This is a genomic window from Pseudomonas sp. 34 E 7, assembly GCF_900005715.1.
In the GTDB taxonomy this organism is placed as follows: Bacteria; Pseudomonadota; Gammaproteobacteria; order Pseudomonadales; family Pseudomonadaceae; genus Aquipseudomonas; species Aquipseudomonas orientalis_A.
The window spans coordinates 74,756-89,408 of the sequence record NZ_CVTX01000129.1 but is presented as its reverse complement, the minus strand read 5'-3'; the positions used below and the strand labels follow the sequence as shown (position 1 = coordinate 89,408).

General features: G+C 60.3%; 15 protein-coding genes. 6 read left to right on the top strand and 9 right to left on the bottom strand.

Annotation, left to right across the window (positions count from 1 at the left end; all coding sequences use genetic code 11):
- Positions 1-53 precede the first annotated feature (53 nt).
- Complete coding sequence (locus BFP96_RS11305) at positions 54-293, bottom strand: DUF6124 family protein (RefSeq protein WP_065936227.1); 240 nt, start codon at positions 291-293, stop codon at positions 54-56.
- Between the two features lie 312 nt (positions 294-605).
- Positions 606-1,637, bottom strand: coding sequence for a LacI family DNA-binding transcriptional regulator (locus tag BFP96_RS11300; protein ID WP_163003364.1), 1,032 nt, complete (start codon positions 1,635-1,637; stop codon positions 606-608).
- A 213-nt stretch (positions 1,638-1,850) separates the two neighbouring features.
- Here BFP96_RS11300 and BFP96_RS11295 point away from each other — a divergent pair, with 213 nt between their 5' ends.
- From BFP96_RS11295 to BFP96_RS11285, 3 genes are all read left to right on the top strand, one after another.
- Positions 1,851-2,384 (top strand): gluconokinase, encoded by a 534-nt coding sequence (locus BFP96_RS11295; RefSeq protein WP_065887724.1) that lies wholly within the window; start codon positions 1,851-1,853, stop codon positions 2,382-2,384.
- Positions 2,385-2,466: 82 nt separating this feature from the next.
- Complete coding sequence (locus BFP96_RS11290) at positions 2,467-3,819, top strand: GntP family permease (protein WP_065887726.1); 1,353 nt, start codon at positions 2,467-2,469, stop codon at positions 3,817-3,819.
- Positions 3,820-3,928: 109 nt separating this feature from the next.
- Positions 3,929-4,255 (top strand): hypothetical protein, encoded by a 327-nt coding sequence (locus tag BFP96_RS11285; protein WP_065936225.1) that lies wholly within the window; start codon positions 3,929-3,931, stop codon positions 4,253-4,255.
- Between the two features lie 345 nt (positions 4,256-4,600).
- Here the strand turns inward: BFP96_RS11285 and alaC are convergent, their stop codons facing one another.
- Positions 4,601-5,818 (bottom strand): alanine transaminase, encoded by a 1,218-nt coding sequence (gene alaC / locus BFP96_RS11280; protein WP_065895020.1) that lies wholly within the window; start codon positions 5,816-5,818, stop codon positions 4,601-4,603.
- Between the two features lie 195 nt (positions 5,819-6,013).
- Between alaC and BFP96_RS11275 the strand changes: the two genes are divergently transcribed.
- Positions 6,014-6,496, top strand: a complete 483-nt coding sequence (locus tag BFP96_RS11275) for a GyrI-like domain-containing protein (protein WP_065936224.1) — start codon at positions 6,014-6,016, stop codon at positions 6,494-6,496.
- A gap of 60 nt (positions 6,497-6,556) precedes the next feature.
- Here BFP96_RS11275 and BFP96_RS11270 read toward each other — a convergent pair whose 3' ends face one another.
- The 3 genes from BFP96_RS11270 to BFP96_RS11260 all read right to left on the bottom strand — a co-directional run bounded on the left by BFP96_RS11270 (position 6,557) and on the right by BFP96_RS11260 (position 9,331).
- A complete protein-coding gene (locus tag BFP96_RS11270; RefSeq protein WP_065896433.1) occupies positions 6,557-7,732 on the bottom strand; it encodes a hypothetical protein in 1,176 nt (391 codons plus the stop codon).
- 156 nt (positions 7,733-7,888) lie between these two features.
- On the bottom strand, positions 7,889-8,383 hold the full coding sequence (locus BFP96_RS11265) for a GNAT family N-acetyltransferase (protein WP_065895140.1): 495 nt from the start codon (positions 8,381-8,383) through the stop codon (positions 7,889-7,891).
- 93 nt (positions 8,384-8,476) lie between these two features.
- Positions 8,477-9,331, bottom strand: coding sequence for a LysR family transcriptional regulator (locus tag BFP96_RS11260; protein ID WP_065936223.1), 855 nt, complete (start codon positions 9,329-9,331; stop codon positions 8,477-8,479).
- A gap of 88 nt (positions 9,332-9,419) precedes the next feature.
- Here BFP96_RS11260 and BFP96_RS11255 point away from each other — a divergent pair, with 88 nt between their 5' ends.
- Positions 9,420-9,857 carry a multidrug/biocide efflux PACE transporter gene (locus BFP96_RS11255; RefSeq protein ID WP_065936222.1) on the top strand — a complete coding sequence of 146 codons (438 nt, stop codon included), beginning with the start codon at positions 9,420-9,422 and terminating at the stop codon, positions 9,855-9,857.
- 11 nt (positions 9,858-9,868) lie between these two features.
- Here the strand turns inward: BFP96_RS11255 and BFP96_RS11250 are convergent, their stop codons facing one another.
- Positions 9,869-10,630, bottom strand: coding sequence for an SDR family NAD(P)-dependent oxidoreductase (locus BFP96_RS11250; RefSeq protein WP_065936221.1), 762 nt, complete (start codon positions 10,628-10,630; stop codon positions 9,869-9,871).
- 105 nt (positions 10,631-10,735) lie between these two features.
- On the opposite strand from BFP96_RS11250, the gene BFP96_RS11245 reads away from it, so the two are divergent.
- Positions 10,736-11,632, top strand: coding sequence for a LysR family transcriptional regulator (locus BFP96_RS11245; RefSeq protein WP_065936220.1), 897 nt, complete (start codon positions 10,736-10,738; stop codon positions 11,630-11,632).
- A 177-nt stretch (positions 11,633-11,809) separates the two neighbouring features.
- Here BFP96_RS11245 and BFP96_RS11240 read toward each other — a convergent pair whose 3' ends face one another.
- Positions 11,810-13,414: an inorganic phosphate transporter gene (locus BFP96_RS11240; RefSeq protein WP_065895012.1), complete on the bottom strand. Its 1,605-nt coding sequence runs from the start codon at positions 13,412-13,414 to the stop codon at positions 11,810-11,812.
- A gap of 97 nt (positions 13,415-13,511) precedes the next feature.
- Complete coding sequence (locus BFP96_RS11235) at positions 13,512-14,540, bottom strand: transporter (protein ID WP_065887744.1); 1,029 nt, start codon at positions 14,538-14,540, stop codon at positions 13,512-13,514.
- Positions 14,541-14,653 lie beyond the last annotated feature (113 nt).

Genomic DNA, 14,653 nt, shown 5'->3' with positions numbered 1-14,653 from the left:
GGGCAAGTCGAATCGTCGCACCGCCCCTCCCACATTTTCGATTGAGTCAGGCTTTAACAGCGTGGTGTGTGCTGGTCCATGGCTTTGCCCACCAGCAAGACGCTCAGCTCGCTCAGTTGATGAATGGCCAGGGCCACGTCACGGTGTTTGCCGGTGAGGTCATCGGACAGGTCGAGCAGCAAGGTGCTGACGGAGCATACGGTTTCGTAGCTGTTGATCAGCAGGGTTTCGGTGGAAACATCGGGGACGAGGGTGAAGAGGGTGGTTGGCGGCGTATCGAGTTTTTTGATCATGAGAGCATCCTGGAATGGGCTGCCGCCGTATCGCTACTAAACGAGGGTGGCAACTGTACGCAGGTTAGTAGACCGGTGGACACTCAAAGCCGGCGCACTCGAAAGTGCCCTACGCACAGCCGCCATTAACGCGGGCAGACTTATGCACTTGGAGTGACCAAACTCAGGCTACTAAACCCGATCACCGAGAAATTCAGCGACCGGCAAACCTTAAAGACCGCCACCCAGGCACACAAGCCGGCCGATTCTGACGTAAGCGTAGGTAACGGAGCAAGGCGCTTGCCTTAATGTCAGCCGCTTCCTACAGCCGTCCTACGTACTCTCCCGCACCTGCAACTCGAACCCCATATCCACCACCGGCTTGGCGATCCGGTTGCCCGCCATGATGGTCAGCAAGTGCTCCGCCGCACGCCGGCCAATGGCTTCCCGTGGCGTGCTGATGCTGCTCAGGCGCGGCACCATGAACGACGAGGCGGGCAGGTCGTTGAAACCCAGCACGGCCACACGCTCTGGCACTTTGATGCCGTGGCGCATGGCTTCGAGCAAGGCGCCCTGGGCCAGGTCGTCGTTGCCGAAGAAAATGGCATCCACGTCCGGATGCGCCGCCAGCAATTGCAGGAACAGTTCGCCGCCCAGGCCCACGGAGGAGGGGCGAGGTGTCAAAAGCTCCAGCGCCGGGTCGTACAGGCCCGCTTGCTGCAAGGCCCGGCGGAAGCCTTCACCGCGCAGCAAGGTGCGCTGGTCCAACTGCGCGCCGATGTAGGCCAGGCGCTTGCGCCCACGGGACAGCAAATGCGCCGCCGCTGTTTCGCCTGCGGCCAGCTGTGAAAAGCCCACGCAGTTCACCCCGGCATTAGGGTCCAGATCCATCATGTATACGCATGGTACATTGCTGGCCTCGACCATCCGTCGCGCGCTTTCGGTGCGGTCGAACCCGGTCAGCAGCAAGCCGCGAGGCTGGTAGGCCATGTAGTTGCGCAGCAGGTTTTCTTCTTCGTCGCGGCAGTAGTGGGAGTTGCCGATCAGCACTTCAAAGCCCTTGGGCCGCAGCACCTGGTGGATGGCTTCGAGGGTTTCGATAAACAGCAGGTTGGACAATGACGGCACCAGGACCACCACCGAATGGCTCTGGGCCGACGCCAGGGCGCGGGCGGCGGGGTTGACCACGTAGCTGAGTTCGGCGGCGGCCTTCTGCACTTTCTCCACCAGTTCGGTGGCGACCGTGCTGATGCCACGCAGGGCGCGGGAGGCGGTGATCGGGCTGACGCCGGCCAGACGGGCAACTTCATTCAAGGTGGGGCGACCGGTGGTGCGGGTATTTTTATCGTTCTTGGAGGTCATCAGGCGGCTTGCCAAACAAAAATCGAGGCACTAAGGTAGCGCTGTCTCCAAACGGCTGCAAATGCTTGAACGTTGGGTTGCCTGATCCCGTTCGAATGATTGGAGCGGATGCACGCGTCACTCCATAAAAAAAGACAAGACGGCGCGGGAAAAGCCTGTTTTTGCACTAGCCTTAGGCTGTGCAAAGGTAGCGCTATCTGCGTCCTGAGGTGTTTCATGAGTCAACCTGTTACCGCCCTGGTCATCATGGGTGTTTCCGGCTGTGGCAAGTCCAGCGTCAGCGAGGCCTTGTGCCGCCTGAACGGTGCCACCGCCATTGAAGGCGACAGCTTTCACCCCGCCGCGAACATAGAAAAGATGAGCGCCGGCCACCCCCTCAACGACGACGACCGCGCCGGCTGGCTCGACATCCTCTGCGATGAATTGCGCCGCTCGCTCAAGGCCGGTGAACATCCAGTGCTCACCTGTTCGGCGCTGAAAAGGAAATACCGTGACCACCTGCGCGAAGCCGCACCGGGCCTGGGCTTTGTATTCCTGGAGCTGACCCGTGAAGTGGCCGCCGACCGCGTGTCCCATCGCCCCGGCCATTTCATGCCGGCAAGCCTGATCGACAGCCAGTTCGCCACCCTCGAGTCGCCCAAGGGCGAGCCGCTGACCCTGGCCCTCAATGCCAGCGAAGACAGCGTCGAGGCATTGGCCGAGCAGACCAATGCCTGGTGGCGCGAGCACGGCTTTGAACCTACCCATTAATTTTTTGCCGGAAAGATAGCGCTATCCCCGGCAGGAAGTTCAACACCCGCTTTAATAACAACAACAAACAGGAGAGATCCCCATGTTTGGCATGTCCCACGAGTCGTATCTGCTGCTGGATGCAGTCGTCACTATCATTGGCCTGATCGTTCTGATCACCAAGTTCAAGGTGCACCCGTTCATCGCACTGATCATCGCGGCCGGCTTCCTCGGCCTGACCTCGGGCATGCCCGTGGAGAAGATCATCAAGGCGTTCCAGGACGGCTTCGGCGGCGTGCTCGGTTTTGTCGGCATCATCCTTGCGCTGGGGACCATGCTCGGCAAGATGATGGCCGAGTCCGGCGGTGCCGATCAGATCGCCCAGACCCTGATCCGCGCCTTCGGCAAGGAAAAGGTCCAGTGGGCCATGATGTTCGCCGCGTTCCTGGTGGGCATCCCGCTGTTCTTCGAGATCGGCTTTGTGCTGCTGATCCCGCTGGTGTTCATCGTGGCGCGGCGTACCGGTGTGTCGCTGATCAAGATCGGCATCCCGTTGCTGGCCGGCTTGTCGGCCGTACACGGTCTGGTACCCCCGCACCCGGGCCCGCTGCTGGCCATCGGCGTGTTTGGCGCGGACATCGGCAAGACCATCCTGTATGGCCTGATCGTCGCTTTGCCGACCGCCATCATTGCGGGCCCGATCTTCGGTACGTTCATCGCCAAGTACATCCCGGGCAACCCGTCCCAGGAACTGGTCGACCAACTGGCCCGCGAGACCGATAACAAGGCGCTGCCCAGCTTCGCCATCACCCTGGTCACCGTGCTGCTGCCGGTGTTCCTGATGCTGCTCAAAACCTTCGCCGACATCGCCTTTGCCGAAGGCAACGTGGTGCGCAACTGGATGGACATGATCGGTCACCCGATCACCGCGCTGTTGCTGGCATTGCTGCTGTCGCTGTACACCTTCGGCCATCGCCAGGGCATCCATTCCAAGCAGATCCTCAAACTGCTCGACGCCAGCCTTGCGCCGACCGCCGCGATCATCCTGATCATCGGTGCCGGTGGTGGCTTCAAGCAGATGCTGGTGACCAGCGGCGTGGGTGACGTCATCGGCCACATGGCGGTAAACGCCCAGATCAACCCGATCCTGCTGGCATGGCTGGTGGCGGCGGTGATTCGCGTGGCAACCGGTTCGGCCACCGTGGCGACGATTACCGGCGCGGGCATCGTGGTGCCGGTGGTGGGCATGATTCCAGGGGTTAACCGTGAATTGCTGGTGCTGGCGACGGGGGCGGGATCGTTGATCCTGTCTCACGTCAACGATGCGGGGTTCTGGCTGGTCAAGCAGTACTTCAACATGACCGTGGCCGAGACGTTCAAGACCTGGACGGCGATGGAAACCATTCTGTCGGTGGTGGCGCTGATCTTCATCATGTTGCTGTCGTTGGTGGTGTAGGCCTCAACCACCTGTCGCAACCGGTAGTTTTCACAGTATCGAGGGATCACGAAGACTTCTAAAACGACTCCGAAGCTCGTCATTTTTGACGAGCATTGGAGGAAAAATCATGGAAAACGACAGTTATAAGCCAGAAAGTGACTCAAAAGTCTTAGTGCCGACGCCTATTATTCAAAACCTGAAGGAGGGGGACAGGGTCGCTGCAGATTTCGTGATAAGAGGGTGGGCTTCTCCTGCCGGAGCGGCAGTCGTGGTGAAAAATAGCAACTCGCCCTATCAACAATTTGGTACTGCGCAGGTTACGTTTCCGACTGAGTGGGAGTTTTCCTTGAGCAAGCATTCCATGGGGCCGGGGTCGTACAAGATCAGTGCTTATACGCATTCTGGACCGCAGATTTCCCATCCAACGAATCCCCTGTCATTTGAAGTGATTTGAACGGGCGTTCATACGGCGACTCTTTAATCTGTCAGGCCCGCGCCAGTAAGGGCCTGACAGAACCCTCATTGCGTCGCTTACCCGCCTTTTTTGTAACTAACCCATCGACCCTGAACATCCCGCGAATCCCTCGCACCGCCTGGCGAATTCAGGCCCAGCCATACATCGACGCTTTGGGATTCTCCACCACTGTCGTTGGTGGTGTAGGCCGCACCGCAGCTTCCTATGTGGCCACCCAGTCAAATGTGGGAGGGGGCTTGCCCCCGATAGCGGAGTGTCAGTCACTGTATCTGGTGACTGAACCACTGCCATCGGGGGCAAGCCCCCTCCCACATGTTGACCGAGTCAGACGCTGGCTTTCGGTGCTATTCCATCGGCCCTGAACATCCCGCGAATCCCCCGCACCGCCTGGCGAATCCGGTCCTGGTTTTCGATCAGCGCAAAGCGCACGTGATCATCCCCATACTCGCCAAAGCCGATCCCCGGCGACACACACACCTTGGCTTCCAGCAGCAGTTTCTTGGCAAACTCCAGCGAGCCCATGGCGGCATATTGCTCGGGAATTTTGGCCCAGACATACATTGATGCCTTCGGATTTTCCACCATCCAACCCAGCTCATGCAGGCCCTTGACCAACACATTACGGCGCTGGCGATACTGCTCGGCGATGTCTTTCACGCACTGTTGATCGCCTTCCAGCGCCGCAATCGCGGCCACCTGCAGCGGGGTGAAGGTGCCGTAGTCGTGGTAACTCTTGATCCGCGCGAGGGCGTTGACGAGTTCCGGGTTGCCCACCATGAAGCCAATGCGCCAGCCCGCCATGTTGTAGCTCTTGGACAGGGTGAAAAACTCCACCGCAATGTCCTTGGCGCCCGGCACCTGCATGATCGATGGCGCTTTCCAGCCGTCGTAGACGATGTCGGCGTAGGCTAGGTCGTGCACCACCAGTACGTCGTACTGCTTGGCCAGGGCGATCACGCGCTCGAAGAAGTCCAGCTCCACGCACTGCGCGGTGGGGTTGGACGGAAAGCCCAGGATCATCATCTTCGGCTTGGGGATCGAACCGCGTATCGCCCTCTCCAGTTCGGCGAAGAAGTCCACGCCGGGCACCAGCGGCACCGAGCGCACCTGGGCGCCGGCAATCACGGCACCGTAGATGTGAATCGGGTAGCTCGGGTTCGGCACCAGTACGGTGTCGCCCTGGTCGAGGGTGGCCAGCATCAAGTGCGCGAGGCCTTCCTTGGAACCGATGGTGACGATGGCCTCGGTTTCGGGGTCGATATCCACTTCATAACGGTCCTTGTACCAGCGCGAAATCGCCCGGCGCAGGCGCGGAATGCCTTTGGAGGTGGAGTAGCCGTGGGTGTCTTCGCGCTGGGCGACGGTGACCATTTTCTCGACGATGTGCGGTGGCGTGGCGCCGTCGGGGTTACCCATGCTCAAGTCGATGATGTCTTCGCCGCGCCGACGCGCAGCCATCTTCAGCTCGGCAGTGATATTGAACACGTAAGGGGGGAGTCGATCTATGCGCGCAAAGCGGCGCGGCGAACCTTGGTCTGCCATTGTTGCCTCGAGGTACGTAAGCGCCCGGAACCGTCCGAGCGACGTCGGCCACTGCGGTGGCCTGCGGGGCAGACAATACGGTCGATGATGGCAAGTTGTCCATATGCGTAGGAAAAATTTCTGCATGGAGTACGGCGCGGATATGCCCCTATACTCGTTGCGGGTTTGTTCCCTCATAAGAAGGAGACTGTTCGTATGGATCAGCAGACAAGACAACCGTTGGAACCACGCATGGAAGCCGGCAAGGCCCTGGTGATCGCAGGCGTCCAGGGGCGTTATTCGAAAGCCACCGTGGGGGACATTCCGCGGCTACGGGAATTGTTCGACAGCTGTATCAAGGACTTCGAGAAGCGCGTCGGCGGCGTGACCTATGGTGTTTGCCATAATCTCAGGCATGACGAATTCGACTACATGGCCGGTGTTGAAGTCCCCAGCAAAAGCGATGTACCGGGCAATTTCCAGTTCATTGAAATTCCACCACTGAACTATGCCGTGTTCCCTCATCACGGGGCGGTGCAGGCGCTTGAGCAAACCTACGAGCGCATCATGTTCGAGTGGCTGCCGCACTCGGGCTACAAGGTGATGGGGGCGGATTTCGAGCGCTATAGCGCGGATTTTGATGCGAGGAAGGGCACCGGGACGGTGGAGATCTGGTTGCCGGTTGGGCAAAAGGTCTGATCGGAACAGGGGCCGATGGAGTGGCCCCTGTCAGTGCCTGGTCGGGCAGTGAGACGGGCTCTACACACTCAGCACGCGCCCAATGAACGATCCCCCGGACACATCGCCGGAAATCTGCAGCTTGCCGTGGCCCGAAACCCATTCAAGCTTGTCCACGAAGGCGGTCAGGGGACGGCCTTGCGGGACTCTATAGGCCTCGGCGACGCCGCCGATACCGAACAGGGTGTCCCAGTATCCGCCCAGCGTATGCCTGACCAGATTGACGTAGCTGCCCCTTGCGTAGTCCCTGGCCAGGGCAACCATTTTTCCATCGTCTTGAAATATCAGACTTGTGTAAGCACCCGTATTATTGTCATCGGTGACCTTCGGGGAGCCGTTGTTGAATTCCTGGCTGAATGAGCCATTGGGCTGGAGTTTCGTGATGAAATTCTGCTCATCGGGGGGGAAGCGACTCGCCCCTACGACCCCAATAGAGCCTTGAGGGCCGAGAGCCAGAGCCGAGACAGTGAGGTTTTGCCCCAGGGTTTTCTCGCCTCTTTCACCAAATTCGACATCAGGCTCACCACTTGCGTCATAGCCCAGAAGCATGGCTTGGCCTGCCCTGTCACCGCCTACTACGAATCCCGTGGAGCTGATTATCAAGGACGTGGCGGCCGTTCCATCCAGTTTGACAGGCCCTGGTTTTCCAAAGTTGGTCGCCGTGCCGTTGCTATTCAATTCATGGATATAGCTTTCTTGCGTACTGGTGTGAGCGACCAGGATGGCCCCATCGTGCCTGACGGCAAGGCCACTTCTGGGCAGCAGACCGGCGTGGATTCGGATATTGAGCGAGCTTGTACCTTCAACACCAAACTCGGTATCCAGGGTTCCATCCTTATTGAACCGGGCCACCATCGCTATTGCAGCGTCGCCCAAAGAGAAGAGAAGCAGGGGCTTACCGTCCGGTTGGATGATCAGGTTGAATAGTCTGGCGAAACCAGTGGTTGGAATAAACATGGGTGAATGCTCGGGGTCGAGCTCACCGTCGGCGTTATGGATGAACACGGCGATGTAGGGCAGGTTTTCAAAATAGCAAATGCCTGCCGTGATAATTGAACCATCGTCTCGTAATGCAGAAATGCCGGTGATCTGCGAAAAAAAGCTCTCGCCTGTTTTAGGAAGGGTATTACCGAAGCTCAGATCCTTGCTGCCTGCGGAATTGGCATCGATGTTCGAGCGTCTGGCTGGAATGCTCATGAGTCTGCTCCTTGAGGGGGTAGAGGTTTCCATACCTGCTTGATAACCGCTCAACGCGACGACGATGGAGTCCTATTGAACAACGGGTGGGCCCTCATGCGCAGCTGGCAACCATCACAGTAGACAAGTCGAGGGATCTTCGGGTTGGATCGCCACTCACCTTGCAAACTCCCAGCTCAACCTGCGCTCATACCCGACCCGCCCTTTGTATGCCTCACCGCTGTCCACCCAACCAGCCCCCAGATACAACCCCATCGCCGCCACATTGTCCGCATCCACCGACAATTCCAGCGCCTTGATCTGCGGCCATGCCTGTAGCGCCGCTGCAGGCAGCATCTGCAGACAGATTTTGCCGTAGCCGCGCCCTTGCTGATGCCGATCCACCTGCAATGCATGCAAGGTGGCGCTGTGTTCATCTGCCCAATGGGGCAGGCACGGTGGGCGTTTGAGCAGCAGGAACGCCACGGGCACGTCGCCCGCGAGCAGGGCGAAGCCTTTGACGCTGTCGGGGTTGGGATTGACCAGCAGGCTGTTCAGGGCGCAATAGATATCACCGGAGTACGCCAGTTGCTCGGGGTGCACCGTCAGGCCGTCCAGTTGCTGTTTTTGCAGAACGTTCAGCGTTTCGTAGGGGGCGAGGCGGGTTTGCATGGGCGGTATATCCAAAAATCCTACCAAGGGGCGGGAATTCTACCTCATCCGCTTATAGCGCTCGTGCCCCTTGCATACGCCGGTCCTCATGGCTCACTCGAGCATCTTTGCCAACAACCAACTCCCCGCCGGGCCCGGCGGTTGTTGCCGCGACCACAGCGCATCCACCGCCACCGAGCGTGGCCAACCGCGCACCTTGAGCTCGACCAGCCGGTCGTCGCCGAAGCGCTCCACCAACCAGCGCGGTATGGGGGCCCAGCCAAAGCCCAGTTGCGCCATCTCCATCAGCATCAGGTAGCTCGGTGCCGACCACACGCGTTGGGCGCCACGGTTTTCGTCAGGGTTGATGACGCTTGCCAGGCGCAGTTCCCGATGTGCTTGCAGGGTATGCGGATCAAGACCGGCCTGGCTCGCCAGCGGGTGTCTGGGCGAGACGAACAGGGCGATCTCGGTGCTGTCCTCAATCGTCGAGCAACTGAGGTCCGGGGGGTAAACCTGCTGCTGCTCGATAAACGCGATGTGCGCCCGGCCACTTTGCACCAGGGCAATCAGGTCTTCGCATTCGGCGATCAGGCATTCCAACTCAAGGTCCGGGTAGCGTTGTTCAAAGGCGCTGAGGGCGACTTCGAAACGGTCGGACTGGTAGGTATCGGACATGGCGATACTCAGCTTCGGCTCCAGCCCCTGGGCCAATTGACTGGCCGCCAGTTCCAGCCGGCTGCTGGCCTCCAGCACCTGTTCGGCACGCTGCAACAACACATGGCCGGCCGGGGTCAGCGTCGGCTTGCGGCTGCCGCGATCGAACAACACCACATCCAGGTCGATTTCCAGGCTGGCCACCGCTGCGCTGATGGTGGACTGGCTCTTGCCCAGCTTGCGGGCCGCGGCGGAAAACGAACCCTGGGTGGCGGCCTGGACAAACGCCTGGAGCACTTCATGGGAGGCCATGACTATCGCCTTGATCGATGGTTATTGGTTATGAAGTATCGGCCTGGGACGTGATCATGGCAACCATCGTCACTCACGGAGCCGGGTCATGCACCCTACCAAGTCGATTACTGAACGTGTTTTCCAGGCCTTGGGGTTTGAAGGTTTGGCCTTATTGATCTGTACGCCTTTGCTGGTCTGGGTGACCGGTCGACCGGCCTTGGAAATGGGCACGGTGACCTTGGGCGTCAGCTTGCTGGCGCTGAGCTGGAACGTCATGTTCAACAGCCTGTTCGACCGCCTTAAAGTGCGCCTGCACCTGTCCAACGGTGGCCGCACGCGGGTGCTGCACGCGCTGCTGTTCGAAGGCGGGTTGATCCTGCTGGCGGTGCCGTTGATTGCCGCATTGATGAAGACCAGCCTGTTGGAGGCGTTCATCCTCGACATTGGCGTGCTGCTGTTCTTCCTGCCATACACCTATGTGTACCACTGGGCGTATGACGTGATTCGGGAACGAGTCACCCGCAAAACGCCAATCGCCCTGTAGTCGCCAGCCGCTTACAGAAACATGCCGCCCGAGGCCTCGATCCGCTGGCCGGTGATCCATTGGCCTCCATCGGCCAGCAGCAGCGCCACGGCCCCGCCAATATCGTCGGGCAAACCGGCGCGGCCCAGGGCGGTGTTGTTGGCGACCATGGCATTGAGGTTGGCGTTATCGCGTACCGCTCCGCCGCCGAAGTCGGTTTCAATCGCGCCAGGGGCGAGGATATTCACGCTGATGCCACGCGTGCCGAGCTCCTTGGCCTGGTAGCGGGTCAGCACTTCCATCGCGCCTTTCATCGCCGCGTAGGCCGCATAGCCCGGCAGGCTGAAGCGCGCCAGACCGCTGGACACATTGAGAATGCGCCCACCGTCGCGAATCAACGGCAACAGCTTCTGGGTCAGAAAAAACGGCCCCTTGAATTGGATCGCGACCAGTTGGTCGAACTGGGCTTCGGTGGTTTCGGCAAAGCTTGCGTGAATACCGATACCGGCGTTGTTGACCAGAAAATCAAACTGATCCTGTGCGAACACATCCTTGAGCGCGTCAGTCACTTGATCGGCAAAACCTGCGAACGTCGCGCTCTGGCTCACATCCAGTTGCAACATCGCCGCGCGGCCGCCCAGTTGTTCGATTTGCGTCACTAACGCCTGCGCCTCATCGGCCTTGCTGTGGTAAGTGCCGAGGATATCGACGCCCTGGGCGGCAAGGTGCAGTGCAGCGCTTTTGCCCAGGCCACGGCTGGCGCCGGTGATCAGTGCGATTTTACGTGGGGTCATGGTGCAGTCCTCTTGGGTGATGATGGGACTGAGTGTATTTGTCCGCCCATAACGTGATAAACAGCGCTATACCGGAATCACTGGTCGGACAGGGCGAACAATCCCATGAATAAACTTGAGCTGTTGCGCACGTTTGTGCGCGTGACCGAGCTGTCGAGCTTTACCCAGGCCGGTGAAAGCCTTGGCTTACCGCGCTCCACCGTGTCCGAACAGGTGCGCGCCCTCGAAGAACTGCTCGGTGCACGCCTGTTGCAACGCACCACGCGCAAGGTGCAGGCCACCCAGGACGGCCAGGTGTTGTATGAGCGCAGCAAGGATTTGCTGGCGCACATGGAGGAACTGGAGGGTTTGTTTCGACAGGACGAAACCCAGTTGGCCGGGCGCATACGGGTGGACATGCCCAACGTGATAGCGCGCACGCTGATCGTGCCCAACTTGCCCCCGTTCATGGAGCGCCACCCCCTGATCGAGATGCAAATCGGCAGCTCGGACCGCCAGGTGGACCTGATCGCCGAAGGCTTCGACTGTGTTGTGCGCGTGGGTGCCCAGCCCGACCAGAGCGTGGTGGCGCGGCGGGTGTGCAGCATGCCGATGGTCAACTGCGTGAGCGCGGGGTATGTGCAGCGCCACGGCATTCCGCACACTCTGGCTGACCTGCAACAGCATCAGTTGGTGCATTACGTACGACCGCTGGGCGCACGCTCGGCGGGGTTCGAGTACGTGCAAGGCAACAAGGTGCTGCGGCTGCCAATGGCCGGGCGGGTGACCGTCAACAGCACCGATGCGTACCAGGCGGCGTGCCTGGGCGGCTTTGGCATTATCCAAGTGCCCCGGCTGGGCATCCGCGACTTGCTGGCCAGTGGCGAATTGGTCGCGGTGCTGGCCGATTACCCGGCACCGCCTTTGGACGTGTCATTGCTCTACGCCGGCCAGCGGCATTTGCCGTTGCGCGTGCGGGTGTTCATGGAGTGGTTGGCGGCCACCCTGCAAGCCCATCTTTAATTTGCGCCGCCAACAATGTGGGAAAGGGCTTGCCCTATCACGCTTTCTGTAGGAGCGAGGGGGGCGCCTAGCTCTTGCTCGCGAAAAACGTCAACGATAACGCGTGCTTTCTGAATGAGCGCGGTGCTTGTAAGTTTTTCGCGAGCAAGCTCGCTCCTACATTCGATTGAGGGTGGGTCAGAACAGTTGGGTGAACAGCCAGTAAAGGCTGCCCGACAACACAATCGCCGCCGGCAACGTCAGTACCCAGGCCATCAGCAAATTGCGGATGGTGCGCATCTGCAGGCCGCCGCCGTTGGCCACCATGGTCCCGGCCACGCCCGATGACAACACATGGGTGGTCGAGACCGGCAAACCGAACATGTCCGCCGCGCCAATGGTCAGCATCGCCACGGTCTCGGCCGAGGCGCCCTGGGCGTACGTCAGGTGGGTCTTGCCGATCTTCTCGCCCACCGTCACCACGATGCGCTTCCAGCCGACCATGGTGCCGAGCCCCAGGGCGATGGCCACTGCGATCTTGACCCACAGCGGGATAAACCGCGTGGCGCTGTCGATCTGTTGCTTGAACAGTTGCAGCTTGCCCTGGGTGTCGGCGTCGAAATTGCCGACCTTGCCCTTGTCCATCAGGCGAATGGTTTCGCTGGTCAGGTACATGTCGTTACGCACGTTGCCCACGGCTTCAGCCGGTACCGCGGCAAGGGAGCCATAGCCTTTGACTTCGGCGCCGATGTGCCCGGTGATGGCGGCAAGGGCGGGCACCAGTTCCGGGGTGGCTTCTTTGGTGCGCACGTAAGTGGATAAGGTTGCTCGTGAATCGCCGGGAGCCGGCTGCGGTGCGGATTTCACCAATGCGGCCTGGGTGACTTCCGCCACCGCTGCAAATTGCAGTGACTGATCGGCCGGCATGGTGCGGTTCAGCGCGTAGGCCATCGGCAACGTGCCCACCAGAATCAGCATGATCAGGCCCATGCCTTTTTGCCCATCGTTGGAGCCGTGGGCGAACGACACACCGGTGCACGTGACGATCAGCATGCCGCGAATCCACCACGGCGGCGGGGTGTCGCCCTTGGGCGCTTTGTACAGCGCGCGGTTCTTCACGAAGGCGCGCAGCGCCAGCAACAGCAAGGCGGCAAACGCAAAGCCGATCAGCGGCGACAACAGCAGCGCGTAACCGATCTTGGCCGCCTGGCTCCAATCCACGCCACTGGTGCCATCGCGGCCATGCATCAAGGCATTCGCCACGCCTACACCAATGATCGAGCCGATCAGCGTGTGGGACGACGACGCCGGCAAACCCAGCCACCAGGTGCCGAGGTTCCACAGGATCGCGGCGATCAGCAGGGCGAAGATCATGGCGAAGCCGGCCGATGAGCCCACCTGCAGGATCAACTCCACCGGCAGCAGGGCAATGATGCCGAACGCCACCGCGCCGCTGGACAGCAGCACGCCGAGAAAATTGAAAAAGCCCGACCACACCACCGCGAAATGCGGCGGCAGCGAGTTGGTGTAGATCACCGTGGCCACCGCATTGGCGGTGTCGTGAAAGCCGTTGACGAACTCAAAGCCCAACGCGATCAACAGCGCCACGCCGAGCAGCAGGAACGGCGTCCAGGTGGTGAGCTGGGCGCCCATTTCGTGCATGTCGTGCATCAGGCTGTAAGCGGTGAACAGCAGGCCCATGGCGAGCACGGCGAAGAACATGATCACCGTAACCAGGCCGGGCTTGGTGTCCAGGCGCGGTTTGGGGGCGGAGGGTGAGGCTGTCAGGGAAGGGGTGGCCATGCCGGAGCATCCAGTGTGAGGAGGATGGCGTTCATGATCATTGCAAATTGTTACAGAGATGCTGCGGCAGGTCAGTGTTCAGGTGGGGGAGGGCCTTTCAGTTCATTAAATCCTTACGCTTTCTGAATGCCCAGCGCCCGGCAATCAGGGTGAAGGTTGCCACCAGCGCGACCAAAATCCAAAAGCCTTCCGGGTCCTGGGACAGCGGCACCCCACCCACATTCATGCCGAAAAAACCGGCGATGATGTTGATCGGCAGCGCCAGCACCGTCACCACCGTGAGGGTGAACAGCGTGCGGTTGCTCTGCTCGTTGAGGTTGGCGGCGATCTCTTCCTGCAACAGCTTGATGCGTTCGCCCAGGGCCGTCAGGTCGTTGATGATCAGCGCAAACTCTTCGGTGGATTTTCGCAACTCCTTCACGTCTTCCTTTTGCAGCCATTGCGGCGGCCGGTTGAGCAGGCGCAACAGCGAACCCGGTTCCAGCGCCAGCAGGCGTTGCAAGCGCACCAGCACGCGGCGCGCGGCACCGAGTTCGGCGCGGTTGGTGGACAGGCGCGAGGACAGCAACTGGTCTTCGATATGATCGACGCTGAGGCTGGTCTTGCGCACGATCTGGGTCAGCACTTCGCCCTGGTCGCGCAGCAAATGCACCAGCAACTCCAGCGGCGAGCGAAAACGTTCACCGGCCTTCACCGACGAGCGCAACTTATCCACCGAGTGCAGCGGTTGCAGGCGCGCACTGATCAGCAGGCGACTGCGCGCACACACCCACAAGGTGGATATATCCGAGGAGACCATGCTGCTGAAGTTGAACACCACATCGTTGACCACCGCCAGCAGGGCCGAATCGACATGCTCGATGCGCGTGGAGCGCGAACCTTCGTGCAGCGCTTCGAAGAACTCCTCGGGCAGTTCCAGGTGCGCTTGCATCCAGCGTTCACAGGCGGCATGGGCCAGGTTCAGGTGCAGCCAGAGAAATTCCTGCGGGTCACCGGGTTGTTGCAGGCATTGCAGGGCGGTAGCGGAATCAATCTGCTGGCCTTTTTCGCCGGGCAGAAAGCGGAAACCGTAAAGCAGGCCAAACAGGTCGGGATCCTGGTGGGCGTGATCAATGCTGTGGTTCATGGGGGCTCGCACAGAAAAAGCCTGTAGGACATTTCACAGGTCGCGTGGCCCATCATTGCAGGCAAATCTGACGTTTTTATGACGGCTTGTCCAGGCGCGGGCGGCGCGCCTGG

Coding starts and splice junctions, on each gene's coding strand:
- BFP96_RS11305 (WP_065936227.1), bottom strand. CDS start 293: ATGATCAAAAAACTCGATACGCCGCCAACCACCCTCTTCACCCTCGTC.
- BFP96_RS11295 (WP_065887724.1), top strand. CDS start 1,851: ATGAGTCAACCTGTTACCGCCCTGGTCATCATGGGTGTTTCCGGCTGT.
- BFP96_RS11290 (WP_065887726.1), top strand. CDS start 2,467: ATGTTTGGCATGTCCCACGAGTCGTATCTGCTGCTGGATGCAGTCGTC.
- BFP96_RS11285 (WP_065936225.1), top strand. CDS start 3,929: ATGGAAAACGACAGTTATAAGCCAGAAAGTGACTCAAAAGTCTTAGTG.
- alaC (WP_065895020.1), bottom strand. CDS start 5,818: ATGGCAGACCAAGGTTCGCCGCGCCGCTTTGCGCGCATAGATCGACTC.
- BFP96_RS11275 (WP_065936224.1), top strand. CDS start 6,014: ATGGATCAGCAGACAAGACAACCGTTGGAACCACGCATGGAAGCCGGC.
- BFP96_RS11270 (WP_065896433.1), bottom strand. CDS start 7,732: ATGAGCATTCCAGCCAGACGCTCGAACATCGATGCCAATTCCGCAGGC.
- BFP96_RS11265 (WP_065895140.1), bottom strand. CDS start 8,383: ATGCAAACCCGCCTCGCCCCCTACGAAACGCTGAACGTTCTGCAAAAA.
- BFP96_RS11260 (WP_065936223.1), bottom strand. CDS start 9,331: ATGGCCTCCCATGAAGTGCTCCAGGCGTTTGTCCAGGCCGCCACCCAG.
- BFP96_RS11255 (WP_065936222.1), top strand. CDS start 9,420: ATGCACCCTACCAAGTCGATTACTGAACGTGTTTTCCAGGCCTTGGGG.
- BFP96_RS11250 (WP_065936221.1), bottom strand. CDS start 10,630: ATGACCCCACGTAAAATCGCACTGATCACCGGCGCCAGCCGTGGCCTG.
- BFP96_RS11245 (WP_065936220.1), top strand. CDS start 10,736: ATGAATAAACTTGAGCTGTTGCGCACGTTTGTGCGCGTGACCGAGCTG.
- BFP96_RS11240 (WP_065895012.1), bottom strand. CDS start 13,414: ATGGCCACCCCTTCCCTGACAGCCTCACCCTCCGCCCCCAAACCGCGC.
- BFP96_RS11235 (WP_065887744.1), bottom strand. CDS start 14,540: ATGAACCACAGCATTGATCACGCCCACCAGGATCCCGACCTGTTTGGC.